The following is a 21,786-nucleotide window of genomic DNA, read 5'->3' on the forward strand; positions in this document are numbered from 1 at the left end:
GGGCTGATGCCCTCACCCCGACCCTCTCCCACAGGGAGAGGGAGAACATCGTTTCGCAATTCCTGCGCTTTAACTTCTCGTTTCTTGATACTTACCCTGATAACTATTATCGTAATGGCGTACTACGAGAGGATTCCCCATGAGTGAAGAAGATCTGTTTAGCCGCAGGCCGATGGGCATGCGGATGGCGATGATCGTGCGTCAGTGGCGCGCAGTCATCGACGACGCCATTCTCGACACCGGGTTAACCCAGTCGAGCTGGACGGTGATGATGCAGCTTCATCAACTCGGGGATAACGTCTCGGTCAGCGAGCTGGCGGAAGTGCAGGGGATTGAACTGCCTCCGCTAATGCGTACGCTGACACAGCTGGAAAAGCAGGGCTACCTGCTGCGCACCGTCTCGCCGTATGACAAGCGTATCCGGCTGCTGACGCTGACGCCTGAGGGAAAAGCCATTCTTGAAAGGCTCTCTCAGGTGATTGAGACGTATCAGGCGCGCGTATCGCAAAACATCGCGCCGGAACATCTCGATATTTTCAGCGCCACACTCAATCAAATCGCCTGCAATTTGCGGACAATCCGCGAAGAAGATAATAAGACCGAAAAATAATGACTCCTGAACAAAAGTTTGCCCGCTGGGTAAGGGTGAGTATTGCCTCTTTCCTGCTGATGTTTGTCTACTTTATCGTCGCGGATATCTGGATCCCGCTGACGCCGGACTCCACCGTGATGCGCGTGGTGACCCCGGTGTCTGCCCGCGTCTCCGGGTATGTGGCGGCGGTACATGTCCACAACAATAGCCAGGTTAAGAGAGGCGATCTGCTGTTTGAGCTCGACGCCACGCCGTTTCGCAATAAGGTCGAAGCGGCGCAGATTGCGCTGGAACAGGCGCGTCTGTCTAACGATCAGCTGGACGCGCAGATTGCCGCGGCGCAGGCCAGCCTGAAAACCGCGGTGCTGACGGCGCGTAATGACAAAGTGACCTTCGACCGCTACCAGAAACTGAGTACCTTGCAGAACGTGTCGCAGGCGGATCTGGATAAGGTCCGTACCACCTGGCAGAGCAGCGAGCAGTCCGTCAGCTCGATTCAGGCGAATATTCATAACCTGCGCATTCAGCGCGGCGAGCGGGATGAGCACCGCAACGTGACGCTGCAAAAATACCGTAACGCGCTGGATGAAGCGGAGCTGAATCTTGGCTGGACGAAGGTCTACGCCGAGGCGGACGGCACGGTCAGTAACCTGCAATTAAGCCCCGGTTTTTACGCCTCGTCCGGTTCGGCTGCGCTGGCGCTGGTGAACACCCGGATCGATATCGTGGCGGATTTCCGCGAGAAGAGCCTGCGGCATACCCACCAGGGGACCGACGCCGCCGTGGTGTTCGACGCCTTCCCGGGGCAAGTTTTCCGTGCCCACGTCACCAGCAGCGACGCGGGGATCCTCGCCGGACAGGAGGCCGTAAACGGTCAACTTTCTGAACCGGAAACCTCCAACCGCTGGGTGCGTGATGCCCAGCGTATGCGCATTCACGTGGCGCTGGACGAAGCCTTACCGAAGTCGCTGCCGACCGGCGCGCGCGCCACCGTGCAGCTCTACAATAGCGAAGGGCCGTTTGCGCGATTCTTCTCCGGGATGCAAATCCATCTGGTTAGCCTGCTTCACTATGTCTATTAGCACCCTGGCGCGGGTATTTACCCCGCACGGCAACATCGTCTATACGGCAAACGACTTTCGCCAGACCCTGCGTATCGTCTTTGCCGGGATGATTGCGCTCAGTATTTCGAGTTTCTACAACACCAGCTACGGCGTGTTTTTTGTGGTCTATCCGATCATGCTGCTCTCGCTGGTGCCGGTGTTTAACCGCCACGTGGCGAAGCAGTTTATCTTCAGCGCCTCGCTGAACTGCATCGAAATGGTGTTTATCATCGGCTATCTGTCCCAGTGGCCGGTCATTATGACGCTGGTGGTGTTTGCCCTGTACGTGATGCGTTTTCGCTTTATGAGTAAGGGGCCGCTGTTCCTGTTCGGCTCGATGGGCGTGGTTTGCCAGAGCGTGATGCTCAACTTTATGAGCTACCCCACCACCAACTGGCACACGCTTTTATTCTCTAACATCGAAGCGAGCGTAATGGCGGTGTGCCTGAGCGCGCTGATGAACTACCTGCTGCCGGACGTGGAGCCGCGTAAGCCGCCGCCGCTGATCGAGAAAGATGACGCCCGCGTGCGCCACGAGTCTCTGCTCTCGGGCACCGTGGCGACGCTGATTTTCGTGGTGTTCCAGATGAGCGACTTAAGCGATTCGCTTTCGGCGCTGATGGCGGGCATTCTGATCCTGTTCCCGATGCACTATCGCGGCTCGGTTATCAGCTCCATCTGGCGCGTAGTCGGCGTGGTGCTGGGGTGTCTCTATATCCTTGTCGTCCAGCTTATCCTCTACGATCACAGCAGCCATATGCTGCTGATGATGCCGCTGATTGGCCTTGGACTGGCGTTTGGCGCGCGTCTGCACGTAATGGAGAAGGTCGGCGCCGGGGTAGGCTTCGCCAGTATCACCACCATCGGCATTATGTTCGGGCAGAACATGCATCCGGACAGCGACCTGGTGTTCAGCGATCTGTACCGCATCACCTCCGTCACCTTCGCGCTGGTGGTCACGCTGACGATGGTCTTTCTGGTGCACCTGATCCTGAACCGCTTCGAGGCGACGCGCTACGTTATCGCGCCGCCAAAAGCAGATTAATGCCCCAGCATGGCGGGCAGTTGCGAGAGCAGAAACAGGATCAGGCCAATTGTTCCGCCCACCAGGGTACCGTTAACGCGAATGAACTGAAGATCTTTACCGATATTGAGTTCTATCTGGCGTGACATGTCTTTGGCATCCCAGCTTTTCACCGTGTCGCTGATATGGCGCGTCAGGAACGCGGCGAAATCCGGCGCCACGCGGTGCGCGGCCTGCTCCAGATGCTCATTCAGCGACGCCCGCAGGCTGGCGTCGTTGGTCAGCGTTTCGCCAAACCACAGCCCGGCGTTGGCGATACGCTGCTTCACGCGGGAATCATCGCTCTGCATGTCATTTTTCAGCCACTGGCGCAGGTCAGCCCACATTTCCCCCAGATAGCGGTTAAAGGCTTCGTCATTCTTCAGGTAGTGTTTGATATTCTCGGCTTTCGCCGTCATCTCTGGATCGTTTTTCAGATTGTCGATGAACTTGATCGTGGCGCGGTCAAACGCCTGACGGATCTGGTGCGTGCGGTCGTGGCTGATATCGTCCAGCAGCGTGTTCACCGCGTTCGACACCATCTCCGCGCTTTGATCGCCCAGCCACTCGGTGGGCAGCACCATCGCCTTGCGCGGATGCTCGGTCTTAAGCCAGTGGACGATCTGGTCGGCAATAAATTCCCGCGTGCTTTCCCGCTGAATCAGGGTAATCAGGCGGTTGATGATGGCGTCCAGCAGCACCTGGTGACGGTTGTTTTTGGTCATGCTTTCCAGCATGACGGCGCTGGTCTCGGTTAGATCGACTTTGTCGATAGCCTTGTGCACGGCGCGTTTGAGCAGGCGCTGAATGCGTCCATCGTCGGTAAGTTCCAGAAAACCGCTCATCACCTGCACCAGATGCTGCCCCACGCGCCGGGCGTTATCGGGCTGGCTGAACCAGGTCCCAATCATCTGTGCGGGCTCGTAGCGACGGATAAGATCGACAAGGGATTGCGTATCGAGAAACTTTTCCTGCACGAACTGGCCGAGATTGTCGCCGATGCGGTCTTTATTGCGCGGGATAATCGCCGTATGGCGCGAGATAAAGGGAATTGGCACCCGGCGGAACAGCGCGACAACGGCAAACCAGTCCGCCAGCGCGCCGACCATCGCCGCTTCGGCAATGGCCTTTACGCCGCGCACCCAGAAGGTTTGCGGCAGGAACAGAGTGGTGATAAACGCTGCGACGGCAATCAGCAGCAGCGACAGCGCGAGAAGCTTGGCGCGTTTGAGTTCGGTATGTTTTTCCATGGGTTAAGGATAGAGGGATACGGGGGAAAAGTGCAAAGCTGCACGAGGCCAGTCATCTCACTTTCTGGAATGCTCCTTCAGAAATCAAATCAAAACATTATCTTTTTTGTTCAAATACTGCTCTGTTTGTATATGCTTTTTTGTATATACAATCAGGGAAGGGTACACTATGCCTATAGAGTATGAGTGGGATAGCAATAAGGCGAAAAGCAATCTGCAAAAACACGCCATTCGTTTTGAAGATGCAGTTCTGGTTTTTGACGATCCCTGCCATTTGTCTGTTCAGGATCGTTATGAAAACGGGGAGTTTCGCTGGCAAACCATTGGTCTTGTACAGGGCGTTATTGTCATTCTGGTCGCGCACACGGTACGTTTTGAAAGCGGGGATGAAATCATACGTATCATCAGTGCGCGTAAAGCGGATCGTAAAGAGAGGAGGCGTTATGAGCATCGTTAAACATAAACGCGGTAGTGCACCGGAAGTGAGTGCCCGCCGGGAGGCTGAACTCAAAGCGCTGGCGGATAAACCCGACAGGGAAATTGATTACAGCGATATACCGGCCACGGAGGATGATCGCTGGGCCGGTGCCGTGCGGGGAAAATTCTATCGACCGCTCAAAACTCAGGCATCAGTACGCATTGACGCCGACGTGATGGAGTGGCTTAAACGGCCAGGGAAAGGTTACCAGACGCGGCTTAATGCCATTTTGCGCGAGGCGATGCTGCGCGATCAGAACAAAAAATAACACAGGCAGCGTCAGGCTGCCTTTTCTCTCAGAGGATATTTGCCACTACCCGCCACAGCACCCACCCACCAAACCCCATCAACACCACCCCTGCCGTGCGCTCTATCAGCCAGAGCGAACGGCTGAGCTTTCGCTGAACCGCCGGTAACCCCATCAGCGATATCAGCGCCAGATCCCATACCAGCACCACCATCACCATCCAGACGCCGCAGGTCGCCTGCTGAAGCAGTGTGACGTCCGGCCCGAGTAACGCTGTCATTAGCGCCAGGTAGAACAACGCGTTTTTGGGATTTAACAGCGCCGAACCCAGCCCCAGCAGGATTTGCTTCCGCAGAGAAGGGCAGCGCTGGCGGGTTTCTTCCAGCGCCAGCGGCTGCGGGCGGCTGCGCACAAGATGCGAGCCAATCCACAGCAGGTACAGCGCGCCGGACAGTTCGATAAGCGTAAACAGCCACCCAAACTGGCGCAGCGCGCTCCAGCCGATAATCACCAGTAATATATACAACCCGTTACCTGCTGCGATGCCGAGACACAATCCGGCGCTGCCGCGCAGCCGGTAGCGGGCGGCGTAGCCTACCAGCAGGAAGAAATCCGGGCCCGGGCTTAACAGGGCAACAAAATGCGCCAGCGCCAGGGCAAGAAAGGCGGAGGGAAATAACAGTTCCATAGCGACCTCAGTGACAAATCTGAGGTCACCTTACGACGTTACGTATCCTGATTATTGTCTGATATTGATCGGCCCGTGGCGTACTGGCGCGGCGTGGCAGCGGTATAATTCACGAAGGTCTTATGAAAATGACTCTGGTCGGCAAACCCGCTCTGGTAGCCCACGTCGGCGATATCATCCCCCGCGCGCAGCCGCGCTTTGGCGTACTCCACGCGCGAAATGTTGAGGAAACTGCCCGGCGTCAGGCCGGTATCCTGCCTGAAAGTGCGGATCAGCGTCTCCTTGCGCAGTGAGAATCGTTGGGCGAGTTCGTCAAGGGAAGGCGGTGCGGCAAGGTCGGAGAGTAACGCCTGCTGAACCTGCTGGCTGGTTGAGCGAGGTGCATTCATCTCACCCGCGCAACGGGGAAGGGCAGAAAGCAGGGTCTCCACGGATGCGGAGGACATCGTCCCGACAACGGCAAGAAAGTGCTTAAAGAGCGTGGGATCGCGAATAACCTGTAGCGCCAGGGGAAGATCGGTGTCGATATAGAGCATATGGTAACTGCGCGGCTTCCCGACAACGGGGTTGCAGCTGTGCGGGGCATAAGCCGGGATCATGATAAGATCACCGGGATCAAGAACGTACGCATTGCCATGACTTACGCAGCAGGTCTGGCCTTCCACAATCGCGCCGATGGAGAGCTGTGGATGGCAATGACGTTTATATGCCCGGGTGCTTTGCCACGTACTGCGCAGCTCAAGGCCTGCTGCGCGGTTAAAGGTCTGGCGGATGTGGCGGGTATCGGTCATAGGAACTCCATTGATGAGCATTTTTTATACCATGTCTGCGCATCGCCTGGCAGCGTCTTGTTAAGAACCCTCCGTATATACCCAACTTTACCTTCAAAGCCAGTCAGATTGACTACCCTTAATACCCTAAGCGGTAAAACAAGGAGATTCGATATGGCTTACCAGACAGTAAATCCTGCCACGAACCAGCTCATCAAAGAATATCCCTCTCACACTGACGCAGACGTTGAAGCGGCGCTGAAGGCAGCCGATGCGCTCTATCACTCCGACTGGGCGAAAGGCGACATAAGCCAGCGCCTGCCGGTGCTGCATAAGCTGGCGGACCTGATCGACGAACGCGTGGAGGATCTGGCGAAAATCGCCAGTCAGGAGATGGGTAAGCTCATCGAACAAAGCCGCGGCGAAGTGAAGCTGTGCGCGCAAATCGCCCGCTACTATGCGGACAACGCGAAGCAGTTCCTGGCCCCGGTGAAGTATGACTCTGAACTCGGGGAAGCATGGGTTGAACATCACCCCATCGGCGTGCTGATGGCCGTCGAGCCATGGAACTTCCCGTACTATCAGCTGATGCGCGTTCTGGCGCCAAACCTGGCAGCGGGCAACCCGGTGATCGCCAAGCACGCCAGCATCGTGCCGCACTGTGCAGAGACCTTTGCACAGCTGGTACGTGAAGCGGGCGCGCCGGAAGGGGCGTGGACCAACCTGTTTATCTCGTCCGAACAGGTGGCGAACATTATCGCCGACAATCGCGTACAGGGGGCGGCGCTGACCGGTTCAGAAAAAGCGGGTAGCGTGGTTGCGGCACAGGCTGCGAAGCACATCAAAAAATCGACCCTGGAACTGGGCGGGAACGACGTGTTCGTGGTGCTGGACGATGCCGACCTGGATAAAGCCGTGAAGATCGGCGTTAACGCGCGGCTGAACAATGCCGGGCAGGTCTGTACCGCGGCGAAGCGCTTTATCCTGCATGAAAAGATTGCAGACGCCTTCCTGAGCAAATTCACCGAGGCGTTTAAGCAGGTGAAAATTGGCGATCCGCTGGACGAAAGCACCACGCTGGGGCCTTTGTCGTCCAAAGACGCGCTGGAGACGCTAACTAAACAGGTTAACGAGGCGGTGAAAAATGGCGCGAAGCTGCACCATGGCGGCAAGCCGGTTCAGCGTGACGGAAGCTTCTTTGAGCCGACCATCCTGACACATATCTCGCGCGATAACCCGGCGTACTTCGAGGAGTTCTTCGGTCCGGTAGCGCAGGTTTACGTGGTGAAAAGCGACGACGAAGCGGTCGCACTGGCTAACGATTCCCACTACGGTCTGGGCGGCGCGGTGTTCAGCCAGAACATCGAGCGCGCGAAGAAAATGGCGTCGCGCATTGAGACCGGGATGGTGTACATCAACTGGCTCACCGACACTGCGGCAGAGCTGCCGTTCGGCGGGGTAAAACGTTCGGGTTACGGACGCGAGCTGTCGGACCTGGGGATCAAAGAGTTTGTGAACCAGAAGCTGGTGGTCGTTCGCAAGTAATGCGGTAATAAAAAAAACCTGCCATCCGGCAGGTTTTTTATTAACGGTCGCATCGCCTTTCTTGCCGGGTGGCGCTGCGCTTACCCGGCCTACAATGTGCAATAATTTTAATACATTGCACCCTTCATTGTAGGCCCGTGCAAGCGTAGCGCCGCCGGGCGAAACGCGCAAACAGGCTTAGAAGGACACTCCACCGCCTACATATGCACCGTCGATCAGCGTGTGGTTTGGACGACCGTCTTTACCGTCTACGCTCACGTGGCGATAGCCCACTTTCAGCGTGACAGGTTTGACTGGCGTCCAGCTTACGCCGCCGTTAGCTTCAACATAGTTCTTCACGCTGTTGTTCAGGCCGTCTGGCGCTACATAACCTTCACCAAACACGTGAATGCTGTCCGTAAGCGCAACGTTAACGCCGCCGCCAATCGGGAATGCTACGCCGTTATCGCCTTTTTTCGGGCCGATGTAGATGGCTTTCGCGCCAGCGTTCAGCATCACCGGACCCACTTCCAGGTTGTAGCCTGCCCCAACGCCGCCGGTCTGGGTGCCGTCATCGGTGTTTTTCAGCCAGTTGCTCTCCGCATACAGGCCGGATGAGGATTTCCCCATTTCCAGATTGAGGTTAGTAAAGTTTTTACCCTGCTCAATGCTGCCACCCATGGCCAGTGCGGAGCCCGATACGGCGGTCAGAGCAGAAAGGATCAGGATGTTAAGTTTTTTCATGAGTGTTTCCTCGTCATTAAATTAATCTGAGGGCACCTTAACAAGCGATGTTTATGACTGCAAATGTGATAGGTCTCGCATTTATATGCTGTTTGTGTTGGGTTTTTGAATGGTAAATGTTGATGAATTGTTTATATGGCAAATCGTCAATGTCCAATACATTCGCGTTTAGGGACAGTTTACATTCCTGGCTAAACGTAAAATGAACGAGGCGCAAATAGTCCTTCGCCATGAATTAATTGGGTTTCTAATAATTTCCAAAAGTATTTCAGCTGACACAGATAAAGACAGAGGTTTACATTTCTGGTGATTGATATACGTCCGTACGCGCCGCTTCGTTGACATTACATGTCATTTTTCTGACACGTTTCTTCATTACGTTGTTGGCTTCACTTACTGGATGCTAACAATATGAAAAGAAAAATTATTCCTGTGCTAGTCGGTTGTGCGCTCTCTTTCTCTGGCCTGGCGGCACAGCCAACCGCGGAGCGCTACGTCGTCAGCTTTCCCGAAGGCGCGCATGTCAAATACAGCGGTGCGTTTGCCAGCGCATTCCCGAACGGGCTCCCGGTGGGGATTGGTTCGGGTTTGTTATTCACGGGCAAGCAGGGCGATGCGCTGACGTTTGCGACCGTGACCGATCGCGGTCCTAACGCGGATTCGCCAAAAATGGGGAAAAACGATGCCAAAATCTTTGCTACCCCGGATTTCGCCCCGCTGCTGATGACGATCCGTGTGCTAAACGGCAAAGCGGAGGCCGTGGACGCGCGACCGCTGCATGACGATAAAGGCGAGATCAACGGCCTGCCGCTGCAAAGCGGCGTGATTGGATCTACCAATGAAGTCGCGCTAAGCGACACCTTAAAAGTGCTGAAAGGCGATAACCGCGGGCTGGATACGGAAGGCATCACGCCGGACGGGAAGGGCGGTTACTGGCTGTGCGATGAGTATGGCCCGTTCCTGATTAACGTCGACAGTAAAGGGAAAATCCTCGCGATCCACGGTCCGCAGGCGACGGAAGGGGAGAAATCCATCGCGGGCGGTCTGCCAAACGTTATCAAATGGCGTCAGGCAAACCGGGGCTTTGAAGGGCTGACCCGCATGCCGGACGGACGCATTATCGCCGCCGTGCAAAGCACGCTGGATATCGACGGGAAGAGCAAAAAAAAGGCGCTGTTTACGCGTCTGGTGAGCTTCGATCCGGCGACCGAGAAAACCGCGATGTACGGCTACCCTGTCGACAGCGCGGCCTACAGCAAAAACAGCGACGCTAAAATCGGCGACATCGTGGCGCTGGATAACCACACCATCCTGCTGATTGAACAGGGCGAGGATAAAAATGACGCAATGCGTAACCTCATCTACAGGGTTGATCTGAGCAAGGCGAGCGATCTGGCGGCCTTCGACAAGCCGGGCGAATACCCGGAGTTTGATGATGAGAAAACGCTGGCGCAGCGCGGCATCACGCTTGCGGAAAAAACGCAGGTGGTCGATCTGCGTGCGCTGGGCTGGCAGCAGGAAAAGGCCGAAGGGCTGGCGCTGATTGACAGCAAAACGCTGGCAGTGGCGAACGATAATGACTTTGGCGTGAAGGTGGCGATGCAGAAGCCAGTCGAAGGCAAGAAGCTCAAGGATTATCGGGTGAACGCGCAGGGGGCGCTGAAGCTGGATGACAAACCGGTTGAAACCACCCTCAGCGTGAAGCCGTTGAAGAAACCGGAGTCCGACAGCGAGCTGTGGATTGTGACGCTGCCGGAGGCGTTGAAATAAGTTTCCCCCTCACCCTAACCCTCTCCCCGCGGGGGAGAGGGGATAATCGGTGCGGTTATTTCTTCAGCCCCGCAAACGCTGCCCGAATTTCTTCTTCCGGCAGCTGTATTCCAATAAACACCATCACGCTGTGCGGCGCTTCATCGCCCCACGGGCGATCCCAGTCGGCGCTGTACAGGCGCTGCACGCCCTGGAACAGCAGGCGGTTCGGCTCGCCGTCGATCCACAGCATCCCTTTATAGCGCAGCAGCTTGTCGGCAAACGACAGCAGCAGGTTCTCCATCACGCGGGAGACCTCGCTGATGTCCACCGGGTAGTCCAGCTCAACCACAATCGACGTCACGTCGTTTTGCTTGTCGGACATAAAGTGGAAGCGCGGTTTCGCGGTGACGCTCTCTTCCAGAATAAAGCCGTTGGTGTTGAACAGCTGGGCGAGATCGATATCGCCATGCGTCACCGTGTAAATGGGCGCACGCGAGTTGATGCGCGTCAGGCGCTCGCGCAGTTTTTCGCTTTCACCCGCCACGTCGGTTTTGGTCAGCAGGATGCGGTCGGCGTAGCCAACCTGGGACTGGGCGATGGTGAACTGGTTCATCTGCTCGTCGGCATGGACCGCATCCACCAGAGCGATGACGCCGTCCAGCAGGTAGCGCTGGCAAATGATCTCATGAGAGAAAAAAGTCTGAATAATCGGGCCGGGGTCGGCCATGCCGGTGCACTCGATCACCAGACGGTCGAAGTCGATGTCACCGCGATCGCGGCTGTCGAGCAGGTCCAGCAGGGCGTCTTCTAATTCGTTAGAGCGGGTGCAGCAGATGCAGCCGTTGGTCAGGGTTTTGATCTGGGTGGCGCGGTCGCCAATCAGCTGATCGTCAACGGAGACTTCGCCAAATTCGTTTTCGATGACGGCGATTTTGAAGCCGTGCTGCTCGTTCAGAATGTGGCGCAGCAGGGTGGTTTTACCGGCGCCGAGGAAACCGGTCAGCAGGGTAACGGCAATCGGGGTCATGGTTTCTCCTTTAGCAGCAGCGGACGCCGCCTTCTCCACTTCCGCCGTAGCGCGCTTCCTGACGCTCGCGGAAGAATTCAGTGTAGGTCATGTACGGCTTATCCGGATGGTTGGTCTTCATATGTTCAACGTAGTTGTCATAGTCCGGAATGCCAATCAGCATTTTCGCCGCCTGACCGAGGTATTTTTTTGCTTCGCCTAAGTTACCAAACATTGAGGGTTCCATATAGAAGAAGCCCGGTGGCGCTACGCTTACCGGGCCTACAGTAACATGCTTAATTAATGGTGTGAGGAGGTCTTCACGCCGCCTTCCGGCACCGGTACGTACGGGGTCTCTTTGTCCGTACGGCCCTCAACGTTACGCACTTTCATCCAGGTTTTGATGCCGTAGAAGATAATGCTGTACACCACCACCAGGAACAGAATGCTCAGACCCGCGTTGGTGTAGTTGTTCACCACGATATGGTTCATGTTGGCAATCTGCTGCGCGGTCAGATCCGCGCCGCCTGCGGCAATCTTCTCTTTGTACTGGTTAGCCATGAAGAAGAAGCCTTCCAGCTGCGGGTTGGTGCTGAACAGTTTCAGACCCAGCGCCCAGGTAGTGCAGAGCAGCAGCCACAGCGCAGGCACCACGGTGACCCAGATGTATTTGGTGCGTTTCATCTTCACGAGGACAACGGTACCCAGCACCAGGGCCACAGCCGCCAGCATCTGGTTAGAGATACCGAACAGCGGCCACAGGCTCTTCACGCCGCCCAGCGGGTCAACAACGCCCTGATACAGCAGATAACCCCACAGGCCTACGCAGCCCGCAGTGCCCAGAACGCCGGCCACCAGCGAGTCGGTTTTCTTCAGGAATGGCACGAAGTTACCCAGCAGATCCTGCAACATGAAGCGGCCTGCACGCGTACCGGCATCCAGCGCGGTGAGGATGAACAGCGCTTCAAACAGAATACCGAAGTGGTACCAGAAGCCCATGTCCGCCCACGGCAGCACTTTGTGGAACACGTGTGCGATACCCACCGCCAGCGTTGGCGCACCACCTGCGCGGTTCAGCACGGACGGTTCGCCGATGTCTTTCGCGGTCTGCATGATCTGCTCGGGCGAAATCACGAAGCCCCAGGAGCTGACGGTCGCCGCCGCGTGCGCGCTGGCGTCTTTCAGCTGTGCCAGGATCAGCGCGGTATTTTCGCCGCCCATCTCATGCAGGTTTGGCATGGTAATGCCGAGACCCGCCGGCGGGGTGTTCATCGCAAAGTACAGGCCAGGCTCGATAATCGACGCCGCAACCAGCGCCATGATCGCCACGAAGGATTCCATCAGCATCGCGCCGTAACCGATGAAGCGCGCGTCGGTTTCGTTGGCCATCAGCTTCGGCGTGGTGCCGGAGGCGATCAGCGCGTGGAAGCCAGACACGGCACCGCAGGCAATGGTGATAAACAGGAACGGGAACAGGGCGCCTTTCCACAGCGGACCGGTACCGTCAATGTACTGCGTCACCGCCGGCATTTTCAGCTCCGGGTTGATGATCACAATACCAATGGCCAGCCCGACGATAACGCCGATTTTCAGGAAGGTTGCCAGGTAGTCACGCGGAGCCAGAATCAGCCACACCGGCAGCAGCGCTGAGATGAATGCGTAGCCGATCAGCGCGAAGGTGATGGTGGTGTCTTTAAAGGTCAGCGCCGGACCCCAGTACGGGTCGTGCGCAATCACGCCGCCGAAGTAGATGGAGGCGACCAGCAGCACGATACCGATGACCGACACCTCGCCAACGCGGCCAGGGCGCAGGAAGCGCATGTAGATGCCCATGAACAGCGCAATCGGTACGGTAGAGCAGACGGTGAAGACGCCCCACGGACTTTCGGCCAGCGCTTTCACCACGATCAGGGCCAGCACCGCCAGGATGATGATCATGATCAGGAAGCAGCCGAACAGGGCGATCGTGCCTGGCACGCGGCCCATCTCCTCTTTGATCATCTCGCCCAGCGACGAACCGTTACGGCGCGAGGAGATAAACAGCACCATAAAGTCCTGCACCGCCCCCGCCAGCACCACGCCCGCCAGCAGCCAGAGCGTACCCGGCAGGTAGCCCATCTGCGCGGCCAGCACCGGGCCGACCAGCGGGCCTGCACCGGCGATAGCGGCAAAGTGGTGACCAAACAGCACGTAACGGTTGGTTGGCACGTAGTTCAGGCCGTCGTTGTTAATAACCGCCGGGGTGGCGCGCGTCGGGTCGAGCTTCATAACCTTCTGCGCGATGTACAAGCTGTAGTAGCGATAAGCCACAAGGTAGACGGAAACCGACGCGACCACGATCCACAGGGCGCTGACGTGCTCGCCCCGGCGTAATGCGACAACCGCCAGACAGAAAGCACCGATGATCCCGAGGATGGCCCAGGGCACGTGCTTAAGTAGTTTTTTAGTATCCATAATAAGACCTGGTTTTTTATGTAAAGAAAAAAGGGTCAGGGTTCGTTGTGAGGAGGTATTGATTAATGCTGGAGCGATCGTGCCAGATCCTCGCGCGTGTAAAGCACGGTAAATGGGTGAGTGGTTGAAAGCGATGCGTGAGCGGTCAAAAGCGAGGGTGAGTGGTTAAGGCTCACCCCCGGTGGGAGAAAATATGTGATTGAGATCACTGAGAATAATTTAGCCCTGTGGGCTTTTGTCGTTCGCTTCAGGGCAGTGCACGCAGCGGCAGGGCTGATACGCGGGCAGCAGCTGATAGCGCCCTTTGCCGTCGTGTTCAATAATCGGGGAAAGCGCCTGTAAATCGCGGTACACCGTGCGTTCGGTAATGCCAAATTTTTGCATCAGATCGCGGCGATTAACGCTTCCGTTGCGGTGCAGGGCAATAATGATTTCAACCAGACGTTCAGCCGAGCGGCTTCGGGGTGAAGGGGCCATAAGACTTTCCAGCGTTAAGGGGGCGGCTGACGACGTCGCCAGCCGCCCCGGAAAATTTATCTTATGGATAGTTAACGGCGCACCTTTGCGGAAACCTTAGCGTTTTTTTGTGCAACGGGATCAAATCGCGGCTTCCATCTCCATCATCACCGGGTGGAAACGGCGTTTGAAGTAGATCAGGCCGTGCCCCTCGCTGCTGAGGATGATGTTCTTAATCTCAACAAGGTAGACCAGATGGGTGCCGATGGTTTGCACCTGGGTTATCTCACCTTCCAGGCTTGCCAGGGCGCCTTTCAGCACCGGCTGCGCCAGCGGTCCTTTCTGCCAGCAGGAGAGAGCAAAGCGTTCCTCCATTGCCATGCCGGTCATCCCGGCAAAGTGGCGGGCCATGATCTCCTGCTCGTGGTTCAGCACGTTGACGCACAGTTTGCCGTTGCCCTGGAAGACCGGGTTCATGGCGCTGCTGGCGTTAATGCAGACCATGACCGAAGGCGGGGTGTCCGTGACCGAGCAGACGGCGGTGGCGGTAATGCCGCAGCGACCCGCATCGCCCTCGGTAGTGATCACATTCACCGCCGCCGACAGGCTGGCCATCGCGTCGCGAAAACGCAGGCGTTCTTCAGATTGCATTGAAACCTCCCGCTGCGTTATTTCAGCAGCTTATCCAGCATATTGATATCAGTGTTGTTGTGCAGGTGCGGTACCGTCCAGCCGTGCTGGTCGTACTCGGACATGCAGCGGTCAACCATCGCCATCATCTTGTCCATGTTGCCGGAGCTTTGCGCCTGACGCAGGCATTGCAGGCGGATCTCATCCTGGCTACCGGAGTAGTTGATTTCGTACAGCTCGTGACGTCCGCCAAACTCGCTGCCGATGGCATCCCACATCAGTTTCAGAATCTTGATGCGTTCGACATGATCCATTCCGTTGGAGCCGCGCACGTACTTCGCCAGGTACTGGTCGATCTGCGGGTTGTTCAGGTCCCGCGCGCTGGACGGCAGGTAGATCAGCCCGGAGGTCACGTTACGTTCGATGATGTTCTTGATCTTCGCATAGGCCATTGGCGCCATCACGCGGTAGGTCTGTAACGCCGCGTGGTCAGGCAGATACGCGCCGTTTACCCACGGCGTGGCTTCGGAGCACATGGAGTCGCTCAGCGCCCAGAACATGTTGCGCCACGCCACCACTTCGCCGAGATCCGCCTGCACGCCGCGGAACTCGAGGGTGCCGGTACACTCCAGCGACTTCTTCAGCAGAGCGGTGATGAAGTCGAGCTTCACTGCCAGACGCACGCAGGCCTGAAGCGGGTACATGCGGGCGAAGCCACCTTCCATCGTCCAGCGACGGCAGCGGTCGAAATCGCGGTAGATCAGCACGTTTTCCCACGGGATCAGCACATGATCCATTACCAGAATGGCGTCGTTCTCGTCAAAGCGGCTGGAGAGCGGGTAGTCGTACGGAGAGCCTGTCGCCCCTGCCACCATCTCGTAAGAGGCGCGGGAGATCAGCTTCACCCCTTCGGCATCCATCGGCGCGACGAACATCAGCGCGAAGTCCGGGTTTTCGCCCATCACCTGCGCAGAACCAAAACCGATCATGTTGTAGTGGGTCAATGCCGAGTTGGTGGCCACCACTTTCGCGCCGCTGACGATGATCCCGGCGTCGGTCTCTTTCTCCAGCTTGATGTAAACGTCTTTCACCTCGTCCGCCGGTTTATGGCGATCGATCGGCGGGTTGACGATGGCGTGGTTAAAGTACAGGCCGGTTTCCTGAATACGGGTGTACCAGTTGCGGGCGTTCTGCTCGAACTGACCGTAGAAGGCAGGGTTAGCGCCGAGCGCGCAGCCGAACGCGGCTTTGTAGTCCGGCGTACGCCCCATCCAGCCGTAGCTCAGACGCGACCACTCGGCGATGGCGTCACGCTGCTGGCGCAGATCGTCGGCGCTTTTCGCCACGCGGAAGAATTTATGTGTGTAGCCGCCGCTGCCGGTGTCGGTGCCCCAGCAGAGGGTATCCTGCATGTCTGGCTTGTGCAGGGCATCGTACATCTGGGCGATGGACGCCGCCGCATTGCGAAATGCCGGGTGGGTAGTGACGTCCTTAACGCGCTCGCCGTAGATATAAATCTCACGGCCATCTTGCAGGCTTTTTAAATACTCTTCACCGGTTAACGGACGTTTGGCATCAGCGCGGAAATCTTCAGGCTTCATAGGGACCTCGTATCGGAAGATGATTGTTAAATTTATGTTTTGTTTTTGTTGTTTAATTGAAGCTTGAGAGGGGCGGAACGTGAAGGGACGATTGGGACAACGGCAGGTACTTTTCGGGTGGGATGTGGTTTTGTGATCTGTGCGGCTTTTCGGCGGGTGGCGCTGCGCTTACCCGCCCTACGAACCGTGATGCGTTCAGGAAACCGGTACTTTCTGCGCCCGGTACGCGCTGGGTGAGCACCCCGTCAGTCGGTTAAAAAAACGGGCGAAATAGGCCGGATCTTTAAACCCCAGCTGCCAGGCAATTTCGCTCACGGTGCTGTCGGAAAACAGCAGCAAACGCCTGGCTTCCCGCAGCTGGCGGTCGAAGATCAGCCGTTTCGGCGAGCGGTTGGCGAAGCGGCGACAGATATAGGTCAGGCGAGATTCGGTGAGATGCAATTCGCTTGCATACTCCGGCACCGTCCAGTGCTCGTGGTAATGAGCATCTGTCAGCTGGTTAAAGCGCTGAAAAAGCTTCAGCTCACCGCGCATGCCGCCTGACGCGTGGTCGTCGAGCTTCGCGTTGCGCAGCAACAGGGTAAAAACGGCCTGGGCCAGCAGGACCAGCGTATGCTCGCGACCGGGCAGTTGTTCCGTGGATTCCCGGGCAATCAGCTGCCAGTAGTGCTTCAGCGCCGCCAGCTCGTCCGGCTTGTCGGCAAGCGACAGGCAGATCCCCGGCAGGCCGAACGCTTCCCGCGTACCGGGGTAGAGCACTTCTAACAGCGGCCAGATGAGATCCTCGCGCACCGTCAGCACGTGGCCGTCGCTGTCGGATTCGGTAATAAACGCGTGCGGCACCGACGGCGGCGTCAGCACAAACAGCGGCGCCTGCACCGAGTAACGGTGGTCGTCGAGCTGGAGCTCAATCTGCCCGGTATCGAGAAAGTGCATCTGAAAATACTGGTCGTGGCGGTGCGCCTGCATGTCGCGGCCAAAAAAGGCCGCCATGCGGGCAAACGACTGGTAATGCACATCGTCGGTGCCCAGACTTTCGTCGTAATCCTTGCTGATATCAATGTTGGCGATGGGGCTCTGGCACATGATCGTTCCTCTGTTGATCCCGCTGCGTCATCGGAATGCGCGTCAGCACCAGCGCGCCCACCACCAGCAGACCCGCCACGAACCACAGCCCCGAGCTGAAGCTGCCGGTCGCGTCGCGCAGAATACCTATCAGCAATGGGCTGACGGCAGACCCGACGTTGCCGATGGCGTTGATCACCGCCAGCGCCACCGCGCGGGATTGCAGGCTAATAACCTGATCCGGCGTGGTCCAGAATATCGCCATGGCGGTAAACGATCCGGTTGAGGCCATGATGATGCCAAGCAGCTGGATCAGGCTGTGATCGGTCGCCGAGGCCAGCATCCATCCCGCCGCCGCAAACAGATACGGCAGGATGGTGTGCTTTTTTCGCTCTTTCAGCCTGTCGGAGCGGCGGCTCCACCAGATCATTCCGAGGATGGTGCAAAACTGCGGGATCGCCGCCAGCAGGCCGATCACGATATTGCTGCTGCCGGTGTTGAAGCTTTGCAGGATCTGCGGCGTCCAGATGTTGATCGCGCTCAGCGTATTCGTCAGGCAGAAGTAGGCCAGCGTGTAGAGCAGCACGGCGGGCGTCAGCACCTCGCGCAGCGTCGATCGCGGCGTGGCGACGTGCGCAATGGCTAGCTCCTGCTCGCGAGCGATCATCGTTTTGAGTGCCTGCTTTTCGTCATCATCCAGCCAGGTGGCCTGATCCGGCGTGTCGTTAAGGTAGAACCAGGTCACCACGCCGAGCACTACCGACGGCAGCCCCTCCAGCAGGAACAGCCACTGCCAGCCCTTCAGGTTCCACAGCCCGTCCATCGCCAGAATGTACCCGGAGAGGATCGAGCCGAGCATCATGGTCACCGGCATGGCGATCATAAACAGCGCGTTGGCGCGGGCGCGGTGATACGCCGGGAACCACCAGGTGAGATAGACCAGAATGCCCGGCAGGAAACCGGCTTCGGCAATGCCCACCAGCATGCGCAGGACATAAAGCGTTTCGGGGCTGGTGGCGAACATGGTGCAGGTAGAGGCGATGCCCCACACCACCATGATCCCGGCGATCCAGCTGCGGGCGCCGACCTTCGCCAGCATGATGTTGCTGGGGATACCGCACAGCACGTAGGTCACGTAAAACAGCGTCGCGGCCAGGCCAAACATGGTCGACGTGAGGCCCAGATCTTTGCCCATCGTCAGCCCGGCAAAGCCGATGTTGATGCGATCGAGAAACGAGAAAACAAACAGGATAAAAAGAAACACGATCAAACGACGGAACAGCTTATTAATAACGCGATGTTCAACAGCTTTATTATGCAGGGTTGAGGTCGTCATGTTGCGCTCCACATCGTACGTTTAGTAGACGGATTTATTGTTATCAACTGCTGTGGTGACGTCGGTAAAGCGGGCCGCCAGCGCTTCGGCGCTGCGGGCGAGCAGGGTGGTATCCACGCCGACCGCGACAAACAACGCGCCGAGGCTGAGATAGCGTTTTGCCAGCTGTTCATTCGCCATCAGGATGCCGGGCGCTTTGCCCGCGCTGAGGATCTGCGCGATCGCCTGTTCAATGGCGGCCTGCACCTCCGGGTGCTGCGGATTACCGGCGAAGCCCATGTCGGCGCTCAGATCCGCCGGGCCGATAAACACGCCGTCCACCCCTTCCACGTCCAGGATCTGCGGCAGGTTTTTCAGCGCCTCGCGAGTTTCGATTTGCACCAGCACGCACATGGCGTCGTTAGCCTGATGCAGATACTCCGGGATGCGGTTCCAGCGCGACGCCCGCGCCAGCGCGCTGCCGACGCCGCGAATGCCGGCAGGCGGATAGCGGGTGGCGCTGACCGCCAGACGGGCTTCGTCGGCGTTTTGCACCATCGGCACCAGCAGGGTTTGCGCCCCCACGTCCAGCAGCTGCTTGATCTGCACCGGATCGTTCCACGATGGGCGCACCACCGGCTGGCTGGGATAAGGGGCGATGGCCTGGAGCTGAGTCAGGACGGTCTGCACGCTGTTCGGCGCGTGCTCCCCGTCGATCAGCAGCCAGTCAAAACCGGCCCCGGCCAGTAGCTCAGCGCTGTAGCTGCTGGTCAGCCCCAGCCACAGGCCGATTTGTGGCTTTCCGGCTTTCAGCGCGGTCTTAAATGCGTTTTCCATGGTGCACTCCTACACAAAGCGGCAGCTAATCGAGCCCATGTTGCCGTAGTCGACGTGGAAGGTGTCGCCTCTGCTGGCGGCAACCGGGCGGGTAAACGAGCCGCCGAGGATGATCTGGCCTGGCTCAAGCTGCACGTCGTATGGCGCCAGTTTGTTCGCCAGCCACGCCACGCCGTTTGCCGGGTGGTTAAGCACGCCTGCGGCGACCCCGGTCTCTTCGATCACGCCGTTGCGGTAGAGCAGGGCGGAGATCCAGCGCAGATCCAGCTCGTCGGGTTTAATCGGGCGGCCGCCGAGGATCACGCCCGCGTTGGCGGCGTTATCGGAGATGGTGTCGAACACCTTGCGCGGGCGCTGGGTTTCCGGGTCAACGTTATGGCAGCGGGCGTCGATCAGCTCCAGGGCGGGGATGACGTAATCCGTGGCGTTGTAGACGTCGAAGATCGTGCAGTTCGGGCCGCGCAGCGGTTTTGCCAGCACGAAGGCCAGCTCCACTTCGATGCGCGGGACGATAAAGCGATCCACGGGGATGTCGCTGCCGTCGTGGAAGAACATATCGTCCAGCAGCGCGCCGTAGTCCGGCTCGCTGATCTGCGAGCTGGCCTGCATCGCTTTGGAGGTGAGGCCGATCTTGTGGCCTTTCAGCACGCGGCCTTCGGCGATTTTCAGGCTCACCCATTCGCGCTGGACGGCGTAGGCGTCTTCAATGGTGATCTCCGGGTACTCCAGCGAGATCGCGCGGATCTGCTCCCGGGATTGTTCCGCCTGATGCAGGCGGTGGGCGATCAGGGTATGGGTGTGTTTGTCGAGCATGGCGTATCCTTTGTGCGGCTGTTGCCGGGTGGCGCTTCGCTTACCCGGCCTACGGTTCGGTGCTGCTGTTGCCGGGTGGCGCTGCGCTTACCCGGCCTACGGTTTGGGGCCGTTGTAGGCCCGGTAAGCGCAGCGCCACCGGGCGAGCAAACGGCTACTTAAACAACGCGTGCACGTTGTTCTGCTTGTAATTAAGCGTCGGGTGCAGCTCGTCAAGCTCGAACGACAGCGCCAGATACCGGCTGTTCATCAGCGCTGCGAAATGATCTTTAATCAGCGCAAACAGCATTTCACCGACCTCTTTCCGGCTTTCCAGGCTGCGCCCCGCGCCGATCTTCAGCGTCATATGCACAAAGGCGTAATCGTGCTTACCGTCTGCCATCTGCCAGGTGTCCAGCCAGTGGGCGCGGCTGCGGATGCCGCCGATGGGGAAGATGCCCGTGGCGGCGAGCGCCTCGTTCACTTTGGCGAACAGCCCTGGCAGGTCGGCCTGCTCGCGGATGTTGTCGGTACATTCAGCAATAAAATGCGGCATGGTGGCTCCTTACGCGGGCAGCGGGAAAACGGCGTTGACCTGGCCGGTGCCGGAGCTGGCGAACAGCTCGGTGAGAAACTCCACCTTACCGTTGTATTTGTCCCAGCCGAGCATCCCCAGCAGCATCACCGTGTCGTGCATATTGCCCTCGCCGTAGCAGTAGTCGGCGTACTCCGGCAGCATGCTGCAAAACTCCTTGAACTGACCCTCGCGCCACAGCTTCACCACGCGCTCGTCCATCTGGCGGTCAAACTCGCGGGTGTAGCTGTTCATCCCTTCCTCCGCGCGCTGGTCGTCGATAAAGCGGTGCGAGAGCGAGCCGCTGGCAAGCACCGCCACGGTGCCGTCGTATTTTTCGATGGCACTGATGATGGCCTCGCCCAGCCTGCGGCTGTCGGCGAAGTCGTGAACCGTGCAGAACGCCGAGATGGAGATCACTTTGAAGTGCTTATCCGCGTTCATGTAGCGCATCGGCACCAGCGTGCCGTACTCCAGCTTCAGGCTCGGGATGTTGTGCGCCTTGGCGCGAACGCCAAGCTTCACCGCTTCGTCGGCAATCAGCTGGCCGAGTTCCGGGTTGCCGTCGTAGTCGTAGGTCATGTCGCGAATAAAATGCGGCAGCTCGTTGCTGGTGTAGACGCCCGAAAAATGGTCCGCGCAGTTGATGTGATACGCGCTGTTCACCAGCCAGTGGGTGTCGAAGACGATAATGGTGTCCACGCCCAGCTCGCGGCAGCGCTTGCTGATCTCTTTATGCCCGTCGATGGCCGACTGGCGGCAGCCGTGGTTTTTGCCCGGCAGTTCGGAGAGATACATTGACGGAACGTGTGTGATTTTTGCCGCTAACGCTAATTTACCCATGG

The 21,786-nt window shown here is 58.0% G+C and carries 23 protein-coding genes; 7 read left to right on the top strand and 16 right to left on the bottom strand.

All coding sequences use genetic code 11. The annotated features are described in order from the left end of the window. Window positions 1-139: 139 nt before the first annotated feature. Genes IMQ56_RS12630 through IMQ56_RS12640 form a run of 3 tightly spaced genes read left to right on the top strand, consistent with a single transcriptional unit; the run spans window position 140 to window position 2,740 of the window. A complete protein-coding gene (locus IMQ56_RS12630; protein ID WP_015572576.1) occupies window positions 140-610 on the top strand; it encodes a MarR family transcriptional regulator in 471 nt (156 codons plus the stop codon). Then, window positions 607-1,674, top strand: coding sequence for an HlyD family secretion protein (locus IMQ56_RS12635; protein WP_026094404.1), 1,068 nt, complete (start codon window positions 607-609; stop codon window positions 1,672-1,674). Before IMQ56_RS12630 ends, IMQ56_RS12635 begins: the two co-directional genes overlap by 4 nt. Next, the gene (locus IMQ56_RS12640; RefSeq protein ID WP_015572578.1) at window positions 1,664-2,740 is read left to right on the top strand and encodes a DUF2955 domain-containing protein; all 1,077 of its coding nucleotides are present in this window, start codon (window positions 1,664-1,666) and stop codon (window positions 2,738-2,740) included. Before IMQ56_RS12635 ends, IMQ56_RS12640 begins: the two co-directional genes overlap by 11 nt. Here the strand turns inward: IMQ56_RS12640 and IMQ56_RS12645 are convergent. Beyond that, the gene (locus tag IMQ56_RS12645) at window positions 2,737-4,008 is read right to left on the bottom strand and encodes a DUF445 domain-containing protein (protein WP_045348387.1); all 1,272 of its coding nucleotides are present in this window, start codon (window positions 4,006-4,008) and stop codon (window positions 2,737-2,739) included. The two genes, IMQ56_RS12640 and IMQ56_RS12645, sit on opposite strands and share 4 nt — an antisense overlap. Before the next feature lie 169 nt (window positions 4,009-4,177). Here IMQ56_RS12645 and IMQ56_RS12650 point away from each other — a divergent pair, with 169 nt between their 5' ends. Both IMQ56_RS12650 and IMQ56_RS12655 read left to right on the top strand, forming a co-directional pair. After that, a complete protein-coding gene (locus IMQ56_RS12650) occupies window positions 4,178-4,465 on the top strand; it encodes a BrnT family toxin (protein WP_015572580.1) in 288 nt (95 codons plus the stop codon). Further along, a complete protein-coding gene (locus tag IMQ56_RS12655) occupies window positions 4,452-4,754 on the top strand; it encodes a BrnA antitoxin family protein (protein ID WP_017694570.1) in 303 nt (100 codons plus the stop codon). Before IMQ56_RS12650 ends, IMQ56_RS12655 begins: the two co-directional genes overlap by 14 nt. Window positions 4,755-4,782: 28 nt before the next feature. On the opposite strand, the gene IMQ56_RS12660 is transcribed toward IMQ56_RS12655, so the two are convergent. Both IMQ56_RS12660 and IMQ56_RS12665 read right to left on the bottom strand, forming a co-directional pair. Beyond that, window positions 4,783-5,421: a LysE family translocator gene (locus IMQ56_RS12660; protein WP_017694569.1), complete on the bottom strand. Its 639-nt coding sequence runs from the start codon at window positions 5,419-5,421 to the stop codon at window positions 4,783-4,785. Between the two features lie 38 nt (window positions 5,422-5,459). Next, window positions 5,460-6,212: an AraC family transcriptional regulator gene (locus IMQ56_RS12665; protein ID WP_017383861.1), complete on the bottom strand. Its 753-nt coding sequence runs from the start codon at window positions 6,210-6,212 to the stop codon at window positions 5,460-5,462. 153 nt (window positions 6,213-6,365) lie between these two features. On the opposite strand from IMQ56_RS12665, the gene IMQ56_RS12670 reads away from it, so the two are divergent. Continuing rightward, complete coding sequence (locus tag IMQ56_RS12670; protein WP_015572583.1) at window positions 6,366-7,736, top strand: NAD-dependent succinate-semialdehyde dehydrogenase; 1,371 nt, start codon at window positions 6,366-6,368, stop codon at window positions 7,734-7,736. Between the two features lie 177 nt (window positions 7,737-7,913). Here the strand turns inward: IMQ56_RS12670 and IMQ56_RS12675 are convergent, their stop codons facing one another. After that, window positions 7,914-8,459, bottom strand: a complete 546-nt coding sequence (locus IMQ56_RS12675) for a YfaZ family outer membrane protein (protein ID WP_006810254.1) — start codon at window positions 8,457-8,459, stop codon at window positions 7,914-7,916. 411 nt (window positions 8,460-8,870) lie between these two features. Between IMQ56_RS12675 and IMQ56_RS12680 the strand changes: the two genes are divergently transcribed. Beyond that, on the top strand, window positions 8,871-10,229 hold the full coding sequence (locus IMQ56_RS12680) for an esterase-like activity of phytase family protein (protein WP_196064040.1): 1,359 nt from the start codon (window positions 8,871-8,873) through the stop codon (window positions 10,227-10,229). Between the two features lie 55 nt (window positions 10,230-10,284). Here IMQ56_RS12680 and yjiA read toward each other — a convergent pair whose 3' ends face one another. From yjiA to hpaD, 12 genes are all read right to left on the bottom strand, one after another. Then, window positions 10,285-11,238: a GTPase gene (yjiA, locus tag IMQ56_RS12685; RefSeq protein WP_196064041.1), complete on the bottom strand. Its 954-nt coding sequence runs from the start codon at window positions 11,236-11,238 to the stop codon at window positions 10,285-10,287. A gap of 10 nt (window positions 11,239-11,248) precedes the next feature. Beyond that, a complete protein-coding gene (locus IMQ56_RS12690) occupies window positions 11,249-11,452 on the bottom strand; it encodes a YbdD/YjiX family protein (RefSeq protein ID WP_003856610.1) in 204 nt (67 codons plus the stop codon). Between the two features lie 65 nt (window positions 11,453-11,517). Beyond that, on the bottom strand, window positions 11,518-13,671 hold the full coding sequence (locus IMQ56_RS12695; protein WP_003856608.1) for a carbon starvation CstA family protein: 2,154 nt from the start codon (window positions 13,669-13,671) through the stop codon (window positions 11,518-11,520). Between the two features lie 219 nt (window positions 13,672-13,890). Next, window positions 13,891-14,148: an HTH domain-containing protein gene (locus IMQ56_RS12700; protein ID WP_017383855.1), complete on the bottom strand. Its 258-nt coding sequence runs from the start codon at window positions 14,146-14,148 to the stop codon at window positions 13,891-13,893. A 120-nt stretch (window positions 14,149-14,268) separates the two neighbouring features. Further along, a complete protein-coding gene (locus tag IMQ56_RS12705) occupies window positions 14,269-14,778 on the bottom strand; it encodes a 4-hydroxyphenylacetate 3-monooxygenase reductase subunit (protein ID WP_023303043.1) in 510 nt (169 codons plus the stop codon). Between the two features lie 17 nt (window positions 14,779-14,795). Continuing rightward, window positions 14,796-16,358 carry a 4-hydroxyphenylacetate 3-monooxygenase, oxygenase component gene (hpaB, locus tag IMQ56_RS12710; RefSeq protein WP_010427196.1) on the bottom strand — a complete coding sequence of 521 codons (1,563 nt, stop codon included), beginning with the start codon at window positions 16,356-16,358 and terminating at the stop codon, window positions 14,796-14,798. Window positions 16,359-16,553: 195 nt separating this feature from the next. Next, window positions 16,554-17,444: a 4-hydroxyphenylacetate catabolism regulatory protein HpaA gene (gene hpaA, locus IMQ56_RS12715; protein WP_196064042.1), complete on the bottom strand. Its 891-nt coding sequence runs from the start codon at window positions 17,442-17,444 to the stop codon at window positions 16,554-16,556. Continuing rightward, on the bottom strand, window positions 17,416-18,759 hold the full coding sequence (gene hpaX, locus IMQ56_RS12720) for a 4-hydroxyphenylacetate permease (protein ID WP_048220389.1): 1,344 nt from the start codon (window positions 18,757-18,759) through the stop codon (window positions 17,416-17,418). The genes hpaA and hpaX overlap by 29 nt, the downstream gene beginning before the upstream one ends. Window positions 18,760-18,780: 21 nt before the next feature. After that, on the bottom strand, window positions 18,781-19,575 hold the full coding sequence (hpaI, locus tag IMQ56_RS12725; protein WP_015572592.1) for a 4-hydroxy-2-oxoheptanedioate aldolase: 795 nt from the start codon (window positions 19,573-19,575) through the stop codon (window positions 18,781-18,783). A 9-nt stretch (window positions 19,576-19,584) separates the two neighbouring features. Next, complete coding sequence (gene hpaH / locus IMQ56_RS12730) at window positions 19,585-20,388, bottom strand: 2-oxo-hept-4-ene-1,7-dioate hydratase (protein ID WP_015572593.1); 804 nt, start codon at window positions 20,386-20,388, stop codon at window positions 19,585-19,587. A gap of 154 nt (window positions 20,389-20,542) precedes the next feature. Further along, a complete protein-coding gene (locus IMQ56_RS12735; RefSeq protein WP_045339629.1) occupies window positions 20,543-20,923 on the bottom strand; it encodes a 5-carboxymethyl-2-hydroxymuconate Delta-isomerase in 381 nt (126 codons plus the stop codon). A gap of 9 nt (window positions 20,924-20,932) precedes the next feature. Beyond that, entirely contained in the window at window positions 20,933-21,784 is an 852-nt protein-coding gene (gene hpaD / locus IMQ56_RS12740; RefSeq protein ID WP_196064043.1) for a 3,4-dihydroxyphenylacetate 2,3-dioxygenase, read from the bottom strand. Window positions 21,785-21,786: the final 2 nt, after the last annotated feature.

The organism is Enterobacter sp. Res13-Sevr-PEC09-46 (assembly GCF_015672585.1).
Classification (GTDB): Bacteria; Pseudomonadota; Gammaproteobacteria; order Enterobacterales; family Enterobacteriaceae; genus Enterobacter; species Enterobacter hormaechei_C.

What these genes read in the sequence shown, in the direction of transcription:
- IMQ56_RS12630 (WP_015572576.1), top strand. Translation starts at nt 140, where the DNA reads ATGAGTGAAGAAGATCTGTTTAGCCGCAGGCCGATGGGCATGCGGATG.
- IMQ56_RS12640 (WP_015572578.1), top strand. Translation starts at nt 1,664, where the DNA reads ATGTCTATTAGCACCCTGGCGCGGGTATTTACCCCGCACGGCAACATC.
- IMQ56_RS12645 (WP_045348387.1), bottom strand. Translation starts at nt 4,008, where the DNA reads ATGGAAAAACATACCGAACTCAAACGCGCCAAGCTTCTCGCGCTGTCG.
- IMQ56_RS12650 (WP_015572580.1), top strand. Translation starts at nt 4,178, where the DNA reads ATGCCTATAGAGTATGAGTGGGATAGCAATAAGGCGAAAAGCAATCTG.
- IMQ56_RS12655 (WP_017694570.1), top strand. Translation starts at nt 4,452, where the DNA reads ATGAGCATCGTTAAACATAAACGCGGTAGTGCACCGGAAGTGAGTGCC.
- IMQ56_RS12660 (WP_017694569.1), bottom strand. Translation starts at nt 5,421, where the DNA reads ATGGAACTGTTATTTCCCTCCGCCTTTCTTGCCCTGGCGCTGGCGCAT.
- IMQ56_RS12665 (WP_017383861.1), bottom strand. Translation starts at nt 6,212, where the DNA reads ATGACCGATACCCGCCACATCCGCCAGACCTTTAACCGCGCAGCAGGC.
- IMQ56_RS12670 (WP_015572583.1), top strand. Translation starts at nt 6,366, where the DNA reads ATGGCTTACCAGACAGTAAATCCTGCCACGAACCAGCTCATCAAAGAA.
- IMQ56_RS12675 (WP_006810254.1), bottom strand. Translation starts at nt 8,459, where the DNA reads ATGAAAAAACTTAACATCCTGATCCTTTCTGCTCTGACCGCCGTATCG.
- IMQ56_RS12680 (WP_196064040.1), top strand. Translation starts at nt 8,871, where the DNA reads ATGAAAAGAAAAATTATTCCTGTGCTAGTCGGTTGTGCGCTCTCTTTC.
- yjiA (WP_196064041.1), bottom strand. Translation starts at nt 11,238, where the DNA reads ATGACCCCGATTGCCGTTACCCTGCTGACCGGTTTCCTCGGCGCCGGT.
- IMQ56_RS12690 (WP_003856610.1), bottom strand. Translation starts at nt 11,452, where the DNA reads ATGTTTGGTAACTTAGGCGAAGCAAAAAAATACCTCGGTCAGGCGGCG.
- IMQ56_RS12695 (WP_003856608.1), bottom strand. Translation starts at nt 13,671, where the DNA reads ATGGATACTAAAAAACTACTTAAGCACGTGCCCTGGGCCATCCTCGGG.
- IMQ56_RS12700 (WP_017383855.1), bottom strand. Translation starts at nt 14,148, where the DNA reads ATGGCCCCTTCACCCCGAAGCCGCTCGGCTGAACGTCTGGTTGAAATC.
- IMQ56_RS12705 (WP_023303043.1), bottom strand. Translation starts at nt 14,778, where the DNA reads ATGCAATCTGAAGAACGCCTGCGTTTTCGCGACGCGATGGCCAGCCTG.
- hpaB (WP_010427196.1), bottom strand. Translation starts at nt 16,358, where the DNA reads ATGAAGCCTGAAGATTTCCGCGCTGATGCCAAACGTCCGTTAACCGGT.
- hpaA (WP_196064042.1), bottom strand. Translation starts at nt 17,444, where the DNA reads ATGTGCCAGAGCCCCATCGCCAACATTGATATCAGCAAGGATTACGAC.
- hpaX (WP_048220389.1), bottom strand. Translation starts at nt 18,759, where the DNA reads ATGACGACCTCAACCCTGCATAATAAAGCTGTTGAACATCGCGTTATT.
- hpaI (WP_015572592.1), bottom strand. Translation starts at nt 19,575, where the DNA reads ATGGAAAACGCATTTAAGACCGCGCTGAAAGCCGGAAAGCCACAAATC.
- hpaH (WP_015572593.1), bottom strand. Translation starts at nt 20,388, where the DNA reads ATGCTCGACAAACACACCCATACCCTGATCGCCCACCGCCTGCATCAG.
- IMQ56_RS12735 (WP_045339629.1), bottom strand. Translation starts at nt 20,923, where the DNA reads ATGCCGCATTTTATTGCTGAATGTACCGACAACATCCGCGAGCAGGCC.
- hpaD (WP_196064043.1), bottom strand. Translation starts at nt 21,784, where the DNA reads ATGGGTAAATTAGCGTTAGCGGCAAAAATCACACACGTTCCGTCAATG.